This window comes from Neisseria sp. CCUG17229 (assembly GCF_047839235.1).
Lineage (GTDB): Bacteria > Pseudomonadota > Gammaproteobacteria > Burkholderiales > Neisseriaceae > Neisseria > Neisseria brasiliensis.
This window is the reverse complement of sequence record NZ_CP181247.1, coordinates 323,779-339,975: the sequence shown is the minus strand read 5'-3', so window position 1 is coordinate 339,975 and position 16,197 is coordinate 323,779. Positions and strand designations below refer to the sequence as shown.

Here is a 16,197-nt window from a genome sequence, read left to right as displayed (position 1 = left end):
TTGCTGAACAAACCCTATTTTCAGACGGCCTGTTTGAAGAGCCGTCGTTCAATTATTGATTGAAAGCATGCAATGACCCAAACCCTCTTAATCGAACTCTTAACCGAAGAATTGCCACCAAAAGCCCTGAATAATCTGGGCAACCATTTTGCCGCTTCCATTGCCGAAGGCTTGGAAAAAGCGCAACTGATTGACGGTGAAACTGCCGTAACCGCTTACGCCTCGCCGCGCCGTTTGGCTGTGCAGGTGAAAAACGTGAAGCCGGTTCAAGCTGATCAGCAGATTGTGAAAAAAGGCCCTGCCGTGGCTAACGGCATGAAAGACGGTGCGCCGACTAAGGCTTTGGAAGGTTTTGCACGCGGTGCGGGTGCGAAGATTGAAGATTTGAAAGTGATTCACGACGGCAAGCAAGATGTGTTTGCCTATGAATTTACCCAAACCGGCCAGCCTTTGTCTGCCCTGCTCGACGACATCATCAATCAGGCGGTGAAAAAGCTGCCGATTCCGAAAGTGATGCGCTGGGGCAGCAGCACCTTTACCTTTGTGCGTCCGGTGCACAGCCTGATTGTGCTGCACGGTGCGGATGTGGTAAACGCAAGCGTTTTGGGCTTACAAAGCGGCAACACCACTTTGGGCCACCGCTTCCTTTCAGACGGCGTGATCACCATTCAACAAGCCGACAGCTATGCCGAACAACTGCGCACCGAAGGCAAAGTGATTGCTTCGTTTGCCGAGCGCAAAGCGGCGATTCAGACGGCCTTAAACCAACAAGCAGGCCGTCTGAACGCTACCGTAGCGGCTGATGACAGCTTATTGGAAGAAGTGACCGCATTGGTGGAATGGCCGGTAGTATTAGAAGCCGGTTTTGAAGAACATTTCTTGGCCGTGCCGCAGGAATGTTTGATTCTGACCATGCAGCAAAACCAAAAATACTTCCCGCTGTTAGACGCTTCGGGCAAGCTGATGAACCGCTTCTTGTTGGTATCCAACCTTGAAGCTGCTGATCCGTCGCACATTATTTCTGGCAACGAGCGCGTATTGCGTGCGCGTTTGGCCGATGCCGAATTCTTCTACCAGCAAGACCAAAAAGCCACGTTGGAAAGCCGCCTGCCTAAGCTCTCACAAGTGGTTTACCACAACAAACTGGGCAACCAAGCCGAGCGTATCGAGCGTTTGGCGGCCATCAGCCGCCACATCGCCGAAAATTTGGGCGCGGATGCTGCCGCTGCCGAACGCGCGACCCGTTTGTCGAAAGCCGATTTGGTCACCGAAATGGTGGGCGAATTCCCTGAATTACAAGGCACAATGGGCAAATACTATGCCCGCTTGGACGGCGAAAGCGAAGAAATCGCCAACGCCATCGAGCAACACTACCAGCCACGTTTTGCCGGTGATGCGCTGCCGGAAGGCAAAGTCGCCACTGCCGCCGCACTGGCCGACAAACTGGAAACTCTGGTCGGCATTTGGGGCATCGGCTTGATTCCGACCGGCGACAAAGACCCTTACGCCCTACGCCGCTCGGCTTTGGGTATTTTGCGCATGGTGATGCAAAACGATTTGGACGTTAACGAACTGGTTCAGACGGCCTTTGCCGTATTCCCACAAGGTTTGCTCAATGCCAACACGCCGTCTGAAGTGGCCGAATTCATGCAAGCGCGTTTGGCGGTATTGTTGCAAAACGATTATCCGCAAGACATCGTAGCCGCGGTATTGGCGAAAAATCCAAGCCGTCTGAACGATGTGGAAGCCAAGCTGCAAGCCGTGGCTGCGTTTAAAGCGCTGCCGGAAGCTGCTGCGCTGGCGGCTGCCAACAAACGCGTACAAAATCTGCTGAAAAAAGCCGATGCCGAACTGGGTGCCGTTAACGAAAGCCTGTTGCAGCAAGACGAAGAAAAAGCCTTGTTTGCCGCCGCACGCGATTTGCAACCAAAAATCGCTACCGCCGTTGCCCAAGGCGATTTTCAGACGGCCTTAACCGAATTGGCGGCCATCAAGCCACAAGTCGATGCCTTCTTCGACGGCGTGATGGTGATGGCCGATGATGCGGCTATCAAACAAAACCGCTTGAATCTGCTGAACCAATTGGCCGAACAAATGAATGCGGTGGCCGATATTGCGTTGTTGAGCGAATAAGGTTTTAATGATTAAAACTAAAGGCCGTCTGAAACCATGAGTTTCAGACGGCCTTTTCTATTAATTCTCACCTACACAAAATCCCCCCACAGCGTCTGCATGGCTGCAATGGCCGCCAGAGAAGCGGTTTCGGTACGCAACACGCGCGGGCCTAGGGTAACGGATTGAAAACCGGCCGCAAAAGCTTGCTCTTCTTCGGCAGCGCTCCAGCCACCTTCGGGGCCGACCATAAAAATGAGGCCGTCTGAAGAGGGTTGGATTTGGTTTAGCTTTTGCGCGCGGTTTAAGCTCAATAATAATTTGGTTTTTTCAGACAGCATGTGCTGTAGAGCCTGACGATAGGAAATCAGCGGCAACACTTTCGGCACAATATTGCGGCCGCTTTGCTCGCAGGCGGAAATCACAATTTCCTGCCAGCGCTCAACTTTTTTATCGGCGCGCTCACCTTGTAGGCGCACGGTGGTGCGTTCGCTAATCACAGGTTGAATCTCGCTTACACCCAATTCCACGCTTTTTTGCAGGGTAAAATCCATGCGCTCGCCGCTGGAAACGGATTGGATTAAGGTAATATTGAGCGGCGATTCGTTGTCGGTATGTTCTTCACGCAAGACTTCGGCGCGGGCGCGGCGCTTTTCCAAATCAAGCAAGCGGGCAGGATAAGCATAACCGTTGCCGTTAAATAAAACAATCTCTTCTTCATGTTTCAAGCGCAACACATTCAGATGGCGCACAATATTATCAGGCAGGTCAAGGATTTGGCCTGAAGCAAGCGAATCGGTAAGATAAAAACGGGGCATAGTTTTCAGGATTATTAACGTATATAATGTGTCAAACAGACCGAAGTGGCCAAGCTGCATTCGGGCAAACGCGATACCGGCATGGGTCACTTGGCCAACGCGGTACCGCTATTTTAAGCGACCTCTGCTATTTAAGGACAAAAATTGTTACACCGATTGCAAAAACTGGTTCGTCACGTCGCGCAAACGGAAGTGATGCCTCGTTTTCTCAACACGCCGGCCAGCCGAAAAGTTGACGGCTCCATGCTCAGCGAAGCCGATTTAGCGGCGCAAACCGCGCTGGCAGCAGGTTTACCGCTTATTATCGACAGCCCGATGATGGGTGAAGAAATGACCCTGCAAGAGCAAATCCGTTTGTGGAAGGCGCACTCGGAAAGCGGCTTGTGGGTAGTCGACCCGATTGACGGCACCAATAATTTCGTCAACGGTCTGCCGCATTTTGCCATTTCCGTGGCCTATATTCAAAACGGGCGCGCGCAATTGGGCGTGATTTACAATCCGGTCAGCGGAGAATGCTTTTACGCCGAACACGCCAACGGTGCATTTTTAAACGGCACTCGCCTGCCCTTGCGCTTGGTGGAAAAAAACTTAAAAGAATCGATTGCCGGTGTGGAAATCAAATACCTGCGCTCGGGCAAACTCACCAGCCGCATGAGCACGCTCTCCCCAGTTGGCACCAGCCGCAGCATGGGCTGCAGCACGATGGATTGGTGCTATCTGGCTTGCGGCCGCTATGATGTGTATGTGCACGGCGGGCAGAAATTGTGGGATTATGCTGCCGGTGCGCTGATTTTTGAAGAAGCAGGCGGCTGCTTGGATACTTTAGAAGGTGATGCGTTTTGGAGTGGCGAGCATGTATTCAAACGCTCGGTCATCGCCGCGCTTGAGCCAAATGTGTTCAATAAATGGCTAGCTTGGATACGCCAGAATCAATAAAGTCTTTTATCTAACTTTAATATTCGCTTAAATTAGACAATTTATTAAAATAATTTCACTTCTTAACAGTATTTAATACTCAGAATAGTAAAATTATTCGTGCTGACACACACTGCTCTTTTATCCCTTTTGGGCAGTGCAGCAAGTAAGACGTTTTCCCGCAATGTATTGGCCATTCATACTTCTCCCTTGGTATGAATGGTTTTTTTTGTCTGCTCTTTTTGCGCTGGCGTAGTCATCGTTCAAATTCGATGAAATTCAAATGATAAGTAATTGAAATCAATATAAACATGAAAATAAGTGTAAATACACTACGCCCTCATTGCCACGTGGCGCTATACTAAAAATGAAAACAGATAATAACAATGGCCCATAGTGTCTGACAACAAGAAAGGAGACAATATCATGTTACTCGAATACCGCAACGTTCTTGTCGCCATCGATGGTTCCCCACAAGCAGAAAAAGCCTTTCACAAAGCCGTGGCCATTGCCCTGCGTAACCATTCGCGCTTGGTAATTGCGCATATTCTCGATCAATCGCTGATGCAGCACACCACGCTGCTTACGCAAAACGTCTATGAGCAGCTTGAAACCGAAGCCAAAACCATGTTGAACGATTATGCCGAGCATGCGCGCCAACAAGGTGTCGCCGAAGTGGATTTGGTTTTGCAAACCGGTAATCCGAAACAGCTTTTATCGGAAGATATTCCACAGCGTGAAAACATCAACCTGATTGTTTTGGGTGCAACCGGCCTGAATGCTTTGGAGCGCATGCTGGTCGGCTCGTCTTCTGAATATATTGTTCAAAATGCGCAAACCGATGTTTTGGTAGTACGCACCGAATAATCCAAACGATTATTCCGTTATCCGACTGCACCTGAATTCAGGTGCAGTTTGCATAATCAGCCGATGTTTTTCAGACGGCCTATTCTAAAAAACCGATTTCGCAGCAGAAATCGGCCGGAATTTAGATTTAAATCAATGAGAGGCCGTCTGAATCTGATTATGATAAAACAAGCTGAAGAAAAATACTTTGAGACATTTACCTTTTTATATTTACCAAGGAGATGACGTATGAATGAATATAAAAACATTTTGGTCGGTATCGACGGTTCGCCACAAGCAGAAGCTGCCTTGAAAAAAGCCACCACCATTGCCCAACAAAATGGCGCGCGCCTGACGATTGTGCACATCGTTGAAGAAATCAAATCCTACCGCGCGGCAGCATTCGACGATGGCACACAAATCAAGTTTCAGGATCAGGCACAAGAATTGGTCAACGGCTGCGCCAAACGCTGCGTGGAATCAGGCTGCACCGATGTGATTTGCATTGTTGAAAAAGGCAATCCGAAAGCCCTGCTTGCCATCGATATTCCATCTCGTGAAAAAGTGGACTTGATTGTGACCGGCGCCACCGGCCTGAACGCATTCGAGCGCTTGATGATTGGCTCGTGCGCCAGCTACATTATTGAACACGCCAAAGCCGATGTGTTGGTTGTACGCAATTAATTAATAGTCATATCAGGCCGTCTGAAACACTTACCGAATAAGTCCTTAGGTAAATATGTTTCAGACGGCCTGTTCTTATGCCCGAAAAACGCGCATTAATAACTTCCTGATATTTAGCAATTTACGAAATTTCACATACAATAGCTGAAATATTGATTTCACAAAGGAAGCTGTATGGCGCAAGCGAACAAACAAACGGGCATTAACCGTTTTCTCAACATTGTCGAGCGGCTGGGCAATATTCTGCCCAATCCGGTGGTGTTGTTTTTAGCCTTGATTATCGCGTTGCTGATTTTATCGGCAGTGGGTGCGTATTTTGACGTAAGCGTGATTGACCCGCGCCCTGAAGGTACCAAAGGCCGCGCCGAAGACGGCATGATCCGCGTGATTAACCTGCTCAACGGCGAAGGCTTGGCCAAAATGGTGACCCATCTGGTGAGCAATTTCACCGGCTTCGCCCCTTTGGGCACAGCATTGGTGGCCTTGCTCGGCGTGGGCATTGCAGAAAAATCCGGCCTGATTTCATCGGCCATGCGCGCCATCGTATTGAATGCGCCGAAACGCTTGGTGACCTTGGCAGTGGTGTTCGCCGGCGTGATGTCCAACATCGCAGCGGAACTGGGCTATGTGGTGATTATTCCTTTGGCTGCAATGGTGTTCTACTCGCTCGGCCGCCATCCTTTGGCCGGCATTGCTGCTGCGTTTTCCGGCGTATCAGGCGGCTACAGCGCCAACTTATTAATCGGCACGGTTGACCCAATTTTGTCAGGCATCACCCAATCTTCTGCGCAATTGATTGCACCGGATTATTTGGTCGGCGCACAAGCGAACTGGTATTTTATGGCAGTCAGCACCTTCTTGGTGGCCGGTCTTGGTTTTCTGATTACCGATAAATTAATTGAGCCGCGCTTGGGCGCTTATGACAAATCCGAAGGTGACGGTAGTGCGGAAAGCATGAGCATTGAGCAACTGAACGCGCAAGAGAAAAAAGGTTTGTGGGCGGCTTTTGCCACGATTTTGGTGTTGCTCAGTTTGATTGCCGCCGCCAGTCTGCCCGAAGGCGCACCGCTGCGCAATCCGGAAACCGGTGATTTGATGAATTCGCCGTTGATGTCGGGCATTGTGGCGTTGATTTTCGTGTTCTTTGCCCTTTCCGGCTTGGCTTACGGCAAAGTCGCCGGCACCTTGAAAACCAGCTCCGACGTAGTGGACGGTATGGTCAGCTCCATGCGCTCGATGGCGATTTACCTGACCCTGATCTTCTTCGTGTCGCAATTCGTGGCTTATTTCGGCTGGAGCAACCTAGGCCCGATTCTGGCGGTGAAAGGCTCTGAATTCCTGAAAGAAATCGGCTTGGGCGGCGGCTTGCTGTTTGTCTTTTTCGTCATCATCTGCGGCATGATTAACCTGATGATTGCCTCGTCTTCGGCGCAATGGGCGGTCACCGCACCGATTTTCGTGCCGATGCTGATGTTGGCTGGCTACGCGCCGGAAATGATTCAGGCGGCCTACCGTATCGGTGATTCGGTCACCAACATCATCACACCAATGATGCCCTTCTTCAGCCTGACCTTGGCCATCGCTATCCGCTACAAAAAAGACGCGGGCGTGGGCACTTTAGTCTCGCTGATGCTGCCCTACTCGATTGCCTTTGCCATCGGCTGGATGATTTTGTTCTATGTGTGGGTATTCGTATTGGGCTGGCCGGTGGGTCCGGGCTCGGCAACGTATTACCAGCCTTAAGGTTTAGGATTTGATTAACAAGGCCGTCTGAAAACTCAAGCAGCAATACCCACTTTATCTTTCAGACGGCCTTGAATCTTTGCAAAACTCCTTTAAAAGCCATTGCACACAAAACTGGCGTCATTCCCGCGTAGGCGGGAATCCATTTTTGAACATAGCAAACTATCGAATAAAATAGCTTACTTAAATGTTAAGATGGATTCCCGCCTACGCGGGAATGACGGCCATTTGAGTGTTTATGGATGGCTCATGAAGTTTTAAAAAGATCTCGACCTAACCTACGAATATTCACGAAAACACAAAAAGGCCGTCTGAACCCTTTACGTTCAGACGGCCTTTTCTTATCTCAATCATCTTTCACGATACTAAGATTATTTGCTACCCCACACTTCATCAACAATGCTGCGAATCAGTGCCAATTTTTTCCATTGGTCTTCTTCGGTCAACTCATTGCCTTCTTCGGTAGAAGCGAAACCGCATTGCGGGCTGAGGCACAATTGGTTGATGTCAACGTATTGCGTGGCTTCTTTAATGCGCTCGATGATTTCTTCTTTGGCTTCCAGCTCGCCTGATTTTGAGGTAATCAAACCCAACACGACTTGCTGGTCTTTAATGAAACGCAATGGTTTGAAGTCGCCGGCGCGGTCGCTGTCGTATTCCAAGAAGAAGCCGTCAACGTTACAGCCGCCAAACAAAATTTCCGCTACCGGCTCGTAACCGCCGCTAGAGAACCAAGTCGAACGGAAGTTACCACGACAGATGTGCATGGTCACGGCCATGTCTTGCGGCAAGGCGGCGCGGATGTCGTTCAACACTTTCACATATTTACGCGCGATGTCGTCCAAATCCAAGCCTTGTGCTTCGTATTTGGCACGTTTTTCTTCCGAGCAGAATTCGCCCCAAGAAGTGTCGTCCAATTGCAAAATGCGGCAGCCTTCGGCATACAGCGCATTACCCGCATCGATGTAGGCTTGAGTGATGTCGGCGAACAACAATTCTTCGTTGTCTTGATAGCGCTCAATCAATTGCGGATTCGGCGTGCGCACGCAGGTAATCAGGTGCAGCATGCTTGGCGACGGAATGGTGAATTTCACCGGATAATCACCCGCTTCGGCTTTCAGGGCTTTGAAGTGGTTGATGAACGGATGCACTTTTGGGAATTCGATTTTATCGGTGATTCTCAAGGTAATCGGGCGCATGTGCGCTTGGAATTGGGTGCTGTATTCTTCTGCTTCTACCAATTCCACGCCCAATAATTCAAACAGGAAATCCAAGTGCCACCATGTGCGGCGGAATTCACCGTCGGTCACGTTTGGCAGGCCGACTGCTTTTTCTTTGGCCACCAATTGGCTCACTTCGGCGTGTTCCACTTGGTGCAATTCGTCGGTCGAACACTCGCCGCACGCGCATTGGCTGCGGGCTTTTTTCAGGGTATCAGGGCGCAAAAAGCTGCCGACGATGTCGAAACGGAAAGGGGCGCGGTCGCGTAAAGTCGCGTTTGGGAAAAGCGTGCTCATGATGATCCTTTTTAGGTAACGGTTTTATATCGTCATTTGAAATAAAAATCATACTGCGTTGCCAGTGCCCTTATGTACTCGGTCTACACGGCGGTTGCTATTGCCTTGTCTAATTTCTATTTTAAACGACTTTAATTAACGTTTGAGTATAACAGAATCTGCAGGGTTTCAGACGGCCTATCGAGTAAAGGCCGTCTGAAAAATCGGCATGTTGGAATGAATCATTTTCATACAAAATATAAGGCCGTCTGAACACATATACTTTCAGACGGCCTTGTTCCACACAAGCTTAACCGGTATTACGCAAACCTTGCGCCACGCCGTTGATGGTCAAATGCACCATCAGCAACGCATGGCGGTTGTTCGGGTCTTGACGCAAACGCTTGAGCATGGCCACTTGCAAGCCGTTCAAGGCATTCAGATACGGAATGCGCAAGGCCAGCGAGCGTGCCAAGCTGCGGTTGTCGCTCAACAGTTCGGTGGTTTGCAAAATATCCAGCAGAGCTTTGCGGCTGCGCAGGTATTCGGCTTTAATCATTTGGAAAATGGCCGCGGCTTTTTCCGGCGTTTCACTCAATTCGGCATAGTCTTCTGCCAAGGTGATATCGGTTTTGGCCATCACCTGTTCCATGTTCGACAGCATGGCTTGGAAGAACGGATTGTGTTTGGCGTGATTTTGCATCGCCGCCATACTTGCCGGATCTTGCTGACACAAGGTCTCTACTGCGCTGCCGAAACCATACCACGCCGGCAGCATCAGGCGGTTTTGCATCCATGAGAACACCCACGGAATCGCGCGCAAATCCTGAATCCGCGCCAAGGTTTTGCGGCTGGCCGGACGGCTACCCAAGTTCAGCGTGGCAATTTCCTGAATCGGGCTGGTTTGCAGGAAGTAATCGATAAAATCTTCATGCGTAATCAGTTCGCGGTAATACTTGAAGGAAATATCCGACAGGGCTTGCATAAGCTTCGGATCCGGGTCTTTGCTGTCGGGCAGCAAAGTCGCTTCCAAGGTGGCTGCTACCAAAGTTTCCAGATTACGGCGGGCATTGCTCGGGTCGGCATATTTGGCGGTAATCACTTCACCCTGCTCGGTAATGCGGATTTGACCGGCTACCGAACCGGCAGGCTGCGCCAAAATCGCTTGGTAAGACGGACCGCCGCCGCGGCCGACGCTGCCGCCGCGACCGTGGAACAGGCGCATGCGTACATCGTATTTCTTAAACAAATCCACCAAGCCCAATTCGGCTTGATACAGACACCATGAGCTGGTCACATAGCCACCGTCTTTGTTGGAATCGGAATAGCCCAGCATGATTTCTTGAATGTTGTCGCGACTCATCACCAATTCACGATACCATTCCAAGCCAAACATTCGATCCATCACCGGACAAGCGTTTTCCAAGGCTTCGATGGTTTCAAACAGCGGCACAATGTTCATGCGGCTTTTCGGTTTGCCGTTTTCAATCAGCAACAAGCCGCATTCTTGCAGCAACAAGGCCAAGGCCAGCAAATCGCTCGGCTGCTCACAGTTGGAAATAATGCTTTGGGTAATTGCCTGCTCACCAAATTCATCTTTAATTTTGCGTGCTTCGGAAAAAATCGCCAATTCGCGGCGGGCATGTTCACTGTATGTCACAAACGGGCTGTACAACGGACGTTGGTGTTGCAATTCGCGCAGCAACACAGTTTGCTTTTCTTCTTCCGACAAATTGGCATAATCTTCCAAACCGGCATGTTGGAACAATTCAGCCACCACATCGCCGTGTTTTTCAGCATGTTGGCGCAAATCTAACGGCATCATATTGAAGCCGCACACCGATGCGATGCGGATTAAATCGGCCAAGCGGCCTTCGGCCATCAAGGCGCTGCCGTTGTCGCGCAACGAGCGTTGCAGCTTTTGCAAATCGGCAATAAATTCCTGCACGTTGGCATACGGCTCGCCAAAACCAAAATGGCAGCCCATGCCCAAACCCAATGAGCGAGCCTTACCCATCACGCGTGCCATGATGTAGGCAATCGCGCGGCGGTAAGGTTCTTCCAAACGGGCAATTTCTTCATCCGGCGATTCGTCCGACATCGCCATCACATCATCATTCACTTTTACGCGGCGCGTGGACAACGGCAGCTCGTGATACAACCCATCCAATTCGCTGCGATAGCAACGGAACACCGCATCGGCATGGCGGGTAAACGCATGGCGCAGGGTCTCGGCAGTCACAAACGGATTGCCGTCGCGGTCACCGCCAATCCAGCCACCGATTTTTAGAATATCCGGCACTTCTACATCCGGATAGGCCGTCTGAAAATCACGCTCCATGCCACGATAGAGTTTCGGCAGTGCTTCAAAAAAGCTCATCGGGAAAATACTCACACCATTATTGATTTCATCGTTAACCGTCAATTTATAATGACGTGTTTCGCTGGTTTGCCACAAGCCCAGCAAAATGGTTTCAATGTCACGGCGCAAATCGGCTAAGGATTCGGCATTGGTACAACGCTCACGCTGTGGCAATAATGCGCGGATGCGGCGGTTGAAACGCAATACCGATTGGCGTTGCACTTCGGTCGGATGCGCGGTCAATACGGCGGTGACATTGGTTGCATTCAATTGTTTTTGTACTGTTTTACCGTCAACCTTATTGGCACGCAGTTTGCGCACGGTTTCGGCCAAGCTGCCGTCGGCGGTGTTGTGGCCGGCATCTTCATGCACTTGGCGGCGGCGCTCGTGGTGTACGTCTTCGGCAATGTTCAAAATTTGGGCGAATAAACCGCAAGCCAAGGTCAAATCGTGTGCCTGCTGCTCATCAAGCTGCGGCAAAACTTTCTCAATCAGCGCGCCGGTATCGTCTGATGTGGATAACTGCTTCACAATCTCCACCACCAATGGCGATGCTTCTTGATGTAATAGGTTAAACAGGCATTGTTTCAAAAACTCGGCATCCGCAGCCAGCGCCGCGTCTTTCGGGTTATTCAGAATATGGAGCTGCATATTTTTCTCTCTTATTTCAAGCTTAGACGATTCCATTGTATAGCAGGATTAGGAAAACCGCTACAATGATAATAATGCCGCTTATCGCAAGCCATGCGCCTGTTTCTTTTCGCATAAGGCGATTTTTATTTCATTATTAATATCGCGATAAGATGCAGATTTTCAGACGGCCTCATCATTACCCAATCCGCGTAAACCCTATTCCCTAAACCAAAAATAGCTTAAAATGCCATCATTCACGCATTGATAAACAAAACCGGCTTTGGCCGACACATTTCAGGAAACGACAATGTCAGACTTGACCCACTTAAACGAAAACAACGAAGCCCACATGGTGGATATTTCCGGCAAGGCTTCCACCGCCCGTACAGCCCGTGCCAGCGGCGTGATTAATATGAGCCCGCAAGCCATCGGCATCTTGGCTGACAATGCCGCACAAAAAGGTGATGTTTTGGGCGTGGCGCGTGTAGCCGCAATTCAGGCCACCAAACAAACCGGCTTTTTGATTCCCTTGTGCCACCCGATTTCACTGACACATGTGCGCGTAGATTTTAATGTCGATGTCGAGCTGGCACGCGTCAAAGCCACCGTTACTGCCACCACCGAAGGCCAAACCGGCGTAGAAATGGAAGCGCTCACCGGTGTCAACATCGCGCTTTTAACCATTTACGACATGATGAAAGCTGTCGATAAAAAAATGACCATCACCCAAATCCATTTAGAAGAGAAAACCGGCGGCAAAAGCGGCAACTTCCTATTTAACAACGATTTTGAAAACATCGACTACTAAACAGCAATAAAATTACCGTTTTCCTATTCCACCAAGTCTGCACGATTGCTTTATAATCGGCGCAGACTTTTTATTTAAAAAGGCCGTCTAAAACCTTTCAGACGGCCTCAAACGATACCATGAATGATGCCCAACTCCTACGCTTCAGCCGCCATATTCTGCTAGACGAAATCGGCATTGAAGGCCAAGAAAAATTACTACAATCCCATGTCGTGGTAGTCGGCTGCGGCGGACTTGGTGCCGCCGCACTACCCTATCTTGCCGCCTCCGGCATCGGCCGCCTGACCATCGCCGATTTCGACACCATCGACGACAGCAACCTGCAACGCCAAATCATGTTCACCGAAGCCGACATCGGCCGCAGCAAAGCAGAAGTGATGGCAGGCCGCCTGAACGCAATTAACAGCGCGGTTGACATCACCGTCATCACCGAAGCACTCGACGAAACACGCTTAACCGAATTGCTGCAACACGCCGACATCGTCTTGGATTGCTGCGACAATTTCGCCACGCGCCAAGCCGTCAACCGCGCCAGCGTCGCCACGCGCACGCCATTGGTTTCCGGCGCGGCGGTGCGCTTTGAAGGCCAGCTCGCCGTGTACCGCCCCGATTTGGCCGATTCGCCCTGCTACGCCTGCCTGTTTGACGGTGATTCCGCCAGCGACGGCGCTTGCGCTTTATTTGGCGTGTTCTCGCCTTTGGTCGGCATCATCGGCACCAGCCAAGCCGCCGAAGCCTTGAAAATCCTGATGGGCAGCGGCACCGCCCAATACGGCTGCCTGCGTGTGTATGATGGTTTATCGGGCGATTGGCAGAAATTTGAATTCGAAAAAAATCCCGATTGCCGTGTGTGTGGGCAACATTGATTTAAATATAAAAAGGCCGTCTGAAAAAGGTTGAAACAACGCTTTTCAGACGGCCTTTTATTATATTTAGCCGATAAATCAATATTCAGCCGAATGCCAAAACGGCTGCCCCACGGTCGGCGTACTTGCCCGCGCTTGTTCACGCGCTTGTACCGGTTCGGCTTCAAATGCGGCACGTCCGGCTTGGGTTGCGAGTGCAAACGCGCGTGCCATGTTGACCGGATCGCCCGAACGCGACACGGCGGTATTCAGCAACACGCCATCAAAGCCCCACTCCATCACTTGCGCGGCTTGCGACGGCAGACCCAAGCCCGCATCGATAATCAGCGGTGTGTCGGGCAAGCGTTCGCGTAACACTTTCAGTGCGTATTCATGCACCACGCCCAAACCGGTGCCAATCGGCGCCGCCCACGGCATCAGCGCCTGACAACCGGCATCCAGCAAACGGCGACAAGCGATTAAATCTTCCGTGCAATACGGCAACACTTTAAAACCATCGTCAATCAGGATTTGAGCCGCCTCAACCAATTGGAACACATCCGGCTGCAAAGTGTCGTCGTCGCCGATTAATTCCAATTTAATCCAATCGGTTTCAAACACTTCACGCGCCATTTGCGCCGTGGTCACGGCTTCCTGCACACTTTGGCAACCGGCAGTATTGGGCAGCACCGGCACATTCATTTGCTGCAACAAATCCCAAAAGCCCTGCCCGTGTGCTTCTCCTGCCGAACCGGCACGGCGCAGCGACACGGTAATCATACCGGGCTTGGCCGCTTCAACCGACTGGCGCAACACTTCAGGCGTCGGATAAGCTGCGGTGCCGAGTAGCAGGCGCGAAGCAAACGATTCTTCATAAAGATTCAACATGATGTTCCTTTCCGCTTCAACCGCCGACCACCGGCCGCACAATATCGACCGCATCATTTTCATTCAACAACGTTTGCGCATACACGCCTTTAGACACAAATTGCGTGTTCACCGCCACGGCAAACGGCTTCGCAGGCTCGACCACCGCCACCAAATCAGCCACATTTTTTCCTGAAAATTCAAAATTTTCGCCATTAAGTTTAATGTTCATGCCAACTTTCCTTGAGGCCGTCTGAAACGTTTCAGACGGCTTATTCATCCCACAACGCCTGAAACGCTTTTACCGCTGTTTCAGGATCCGCTGCTTCAGTGACCGCACGCACCACCGCCAGCGAGGCCACGCCGGTCGCCAGCACTTCACGCGCGTTGTTCAAATCAATGCCGCCAATCGCTACTACCGGCGTATCGCCCGCCTGCTGCACATATTGGCGCAGATTATCCAAGCCTTGCGGCGCAGTCGGCATTTGCTTGGTAGTGGTCGGGAAAATCGCTCCGCTGGCCACATAGCTCGGATTTACCGACAAAGCGCGGTCAAGTTCGCTCACCGAATGCGTGCTCAAACCTAAGCGTAATCCGGCGGCTTCAATGGCAGCTAAATCGGCAGTATCCATGTCTTCCTGCCCCAAATGCACGCCATATGCGCCCGCTTTCACCGCCATTTCCCAATGGTCGTTGATGAAAAGCTGGGTATCGCTGCCTTGGCAGGCGGCAACGCAGCGTTCGATTTCGCAGTATAAGGCTTCGCCGCTCAAATCTTTATTGCGCAACTGCACCGTATCCGCACCGGCTTTCACCATGCGCTCGACCCAGTCGGCGGTCGGAACGACTGCATAAAATTTCAATGGTTTAACTAATTTTGGGAACTGCATTTCAGGTTTCCTTATATGGTTTTCAGACGGCCGCCAAGCGAACATAATCCAAGCCGGTTTCGGCATCAGATTCGGCAAGCTCGCCACCGCCGAACAAATTCACTGCCAAGCGCACCGCTGCACCGGCCACCGCCGGCGAAATCATAAAACCGTGGCGGAACAGGCCGTTTACTTCAATCAAACGCGATGCCTCATGATAACGGATTTCCGGATTGTGGTGGTGTAAAGTCGGACGCAGACCGACCGCAATTTCACGGATTTCTGCTTCGCCAAAAGCCGGATGCACCGCATACAGCGCGGACAACAACTCCAAGCCCGAACGCACGCTGGCCGGCAAGTCGCTTTCGCTTTCCAATTGGGTCGCACCAATCACAAACAAATGGTTTTCTTTCGGCGCAATATAGAGCGGATAACGCGGATGCAGCAGACGCACCGGACGGTTCAGGCTGACTTCGGGCGCATAAACGCGCGCCACTTCACCACGCATACCGCGCAAACGACTCATTTCAGACGGCCTGTTCCAACGTGTTTTGGCACCATAACCGCGACAATCAATAATGCCATCGAAGCCTTGCAAATCAGCCACTTCACGCGCTTCTTGCCAATGGCAATGTACGCCGATGTCTTCTAACGTATCCGCCAGCGACACCAGCACTTGGCGGTTGTCCAACTGCCCTTCACCCGGCAAATACAGGCCATCTGAAAAACGGCCGGCCAGTTGCGGTTCATGGGCGGCAATATCGGTAGCAGACCAGCGCACAGTCGGGTTTTCCCCTTGATTGGCACGGCTTAAGTGCTGCTGAAAATCGCGCGACAAGGGCTTATCCTGCCCGTGCCACACAATCAGGCTGCCGTTTTCCTGATGGAACACCGGTGTTTTCAGACGGCCTGTAATATCGCGCCACAAATCCATGCTTTGTCGCCCAAGCGACACCACCAACGGCGTGGCTTCCACTGATTCGGCCAAAGGCGCCAACATAGCCGCCGCCACATAAGCCGCCGCCTGCTCGCCCGTGCGCGTACCCTTATCAAACAACGACACTTCAAAGCCTTGTTGCGCCAAGCCCCACGCGGTGAAACGGCCGGACAAACCGCCGCCCAATACTGCGATGTGTTTCATCTTTTGCTCTTTGTTGGATTGAAAAATGACTGTTTGGCATTGTAAACAATTTAATGAT

14 protein-coding genes are annotated in these 16,197 nt (G+C 51.1%); 7 read left to right on the top strand and 7 right to left on the bottom strand.

Features of this window, described 5'->3' with window-relative positions; translation table 11 throughout:
* The first annotated feature begins 72 nt into the window (after positions 1-72).
* Positions 73-2,133 (top strand): glycine--tRNA ligase subunit beta, encoded by a 2,061-nt coding sequence (gene glyS, locus ACM67B_RS01650; protein ID WP_416189884.1) that lies wholly within the window; start codon positions 73-75, stop codon positions 2,131-2,133.
* A gap of 71 nt (positions 2,134-2,204) precedes the next feature.
* Here the strand turns inward: glyS and ACM67B_RS01645 are convergent, their stop codons facing one another.
* Positions 2,205-2,930 (bottom strand): 16S rRNA (uracil(1498)-N(3))-methyltransferase, encoded by a 726-nt coding sequence (locus ACM67B_RS01645; RefSeq protein WP_416189883.1) that lies wholly within the window; start codon positions 2,928-2,930, stop codon positions 2,205-2,207.
* 144 nt (positions 2,931-3,074) lie between these two features.
* Here ACM67B_RS01645 and ACM67B_RS01640 point away from each other — a divergent pair, with 144 nt between their 5' ends.
* From ACM67B_RS01640 to ACM67B_RS01625, 4 genes are all read left to right on the top strand, one after another.
* Positions 3,075-3,866, top strand: a complete 792-nt coding sequence (locus tag ACM67B_RS01640) for an inositol monophosphatase family protein (protein WP_416189882.1) — start codon at positions 3,075-3,077, stop codon at positions 3,864-3,866.
* A gap of 405 nt (positions 3,867-4,271) precedes the next feature.
* Complete coding sequence (locus tag ACM67B_RS01635) at positions 4,272-4,712, top strand: universal stress protein (RefSeq protein ID WP_416189881.1); 441 nt, start codon at positions 4,272-4,274, stop codon at positions 4,710-4,712.
* A 228-nt stretch (positions 4,713-4,940) separates the two neighbouring features.
* A complete protein-coding gene (locus ACM67B_RS01630; protein ID WP_416189880.1) occupies positions 4,941-5,375 on the top strand; it encodes a universal stress protein in 435 nt (144 codons plus the stop codon).
* A 174-nt stretch (positions 5,376-5,549) separates the two neighbouring features.
* On the top strand, positions 5,550-7,118 hold the full coding sequence (locus ACM67B_RS01625) for an AbgT family transporter (RefSeq protein WP_416189879.1): 1,569 nt from the start codon (positions 5,550-5,552) through the stop codon (positions 7,116-7,118).
* Between the two features lie 371 nt (positions 7,119-7,489).
* Here ACM67B_RS01625 and ACM67B_RS01620 read toward each other — a convergent pair whose 3' ends face one another.
* Together ACM67B_RS01620 and ppc are read right to left on the bottom strand one after the other, a co-directional pair.
* Positions 7,490-8,635, bottom strand: a complete 1,146-nt coding sequence (locus ACM67B_RS01620) for a 5-methyltetrahydropteroyltriglutamate--homocysteine S-methyltransferase (protein ID WP_416189878.1) — start codon at positions 8,633-8,635, stop codon at positions 7,490-7,492.
* Positions 8,636-8,924: 289 nt separating this feature from the next.
* Complete coding sequence (ppc, locus tag ACM67B_RS01615; protein ID WP_416189877.1) at positions 8,925-11,627, bottom strand: phosphoenolpyruvate carboxylase; 2,703 nt, start codon at positions 11,625-11,627, stop codon at positions 8,925-8,927.
* Between the two features lie 289 nt (positions 11,628-11,916).
* Here ppc and moaC point away from each other — a divergent pair, with 289 nt between their 5' ends.
* Together moaC and ACM67B_RS01605 are read left to right on the top strand one after the other, a co-directional pair.
* Complete coding sequence (gene moaC, locus ACM67B_RS01610; protein ID WP_416189876.1) at positions 11,917-12,417, top strand: cyclic pyranopterin monophosphate synthase MoaC; 501 nt, start codon at positions 11,917-11,919, stop codon at positions 12,415-12,417.
* A gap of 119 nt (positions 12,418-12,536) precedes the next feature.
* Positions 12,537-13,283 carry a HesA/MoeB/ThiF family protein gene (locus ACM67B_RS01605; RefSeq protein WP_416189875.1) on the top strand — a complete coding sequence of 249 codons (747 nt, stop codon included), beginning with the start codon at positions 12,537-12,539 and terminating at the stop codon, positions 13,281-13,283.
* A 78-nt stretch (positions 13,284-13,361) separates the two neighbouring features.
* Here ACM67B_RS01605 and ACM67B_RS01600 read toward each other — a convergent pair whose 3' ends face one another.
* The 4 genes from ACM67B_RS01600 to ACM67B_RS01585 are packed head-to-tail and all read right to left on the bottom strand — an operon-like array spanning position 13,362 to position 16,139.
* Complete coding sequence (locus ACM67B_RS01600; protein WP_416189874.1) at positions 13,362-14,150, bottom strand: thiazole synthase; 789 nt, start codon at positions 14,148-14,150, stop codon at positions 13,362-13,364.
* A gap of 16 nt (positions 14,151-14,166) precedes the next feature.
* Entirely contained in the window at positions 14,167-14,361 is a 195-nt protein-coding gene (gene thiS, locus ACM67B_RS01595; RefSeq protein ID WP_416189873.1) for a sulfur carrier protein ThiS, read from the bottom strand.
* A 40-nt stretch (positions 14,362-14,401) separates the two neighbouring features.
* Entirely contained in the window at positions 14,402-15,019 is a 618-nt protein-coding gene (gene thiE / locus ACM67B_RS01590; protein ID WP_416189872.1) for a thiamine phosphate synthase, read from the bottom strand.
* A gap of 22 nt (positions 15,020-15,041) precedes the next feature.
* Complete coding sequence (locus ACM67B_RS01585; protein WP_416189871.1) at positions 15,042-16,139, bottom strand: FAD-dependent oxidoreductase; 1,098 nt, start codon at positions 16,137-16,139, stop codon at positions 15,042-15,044.
* Positions 16,140-16,197: the final 58 nt, after the last annotated feature.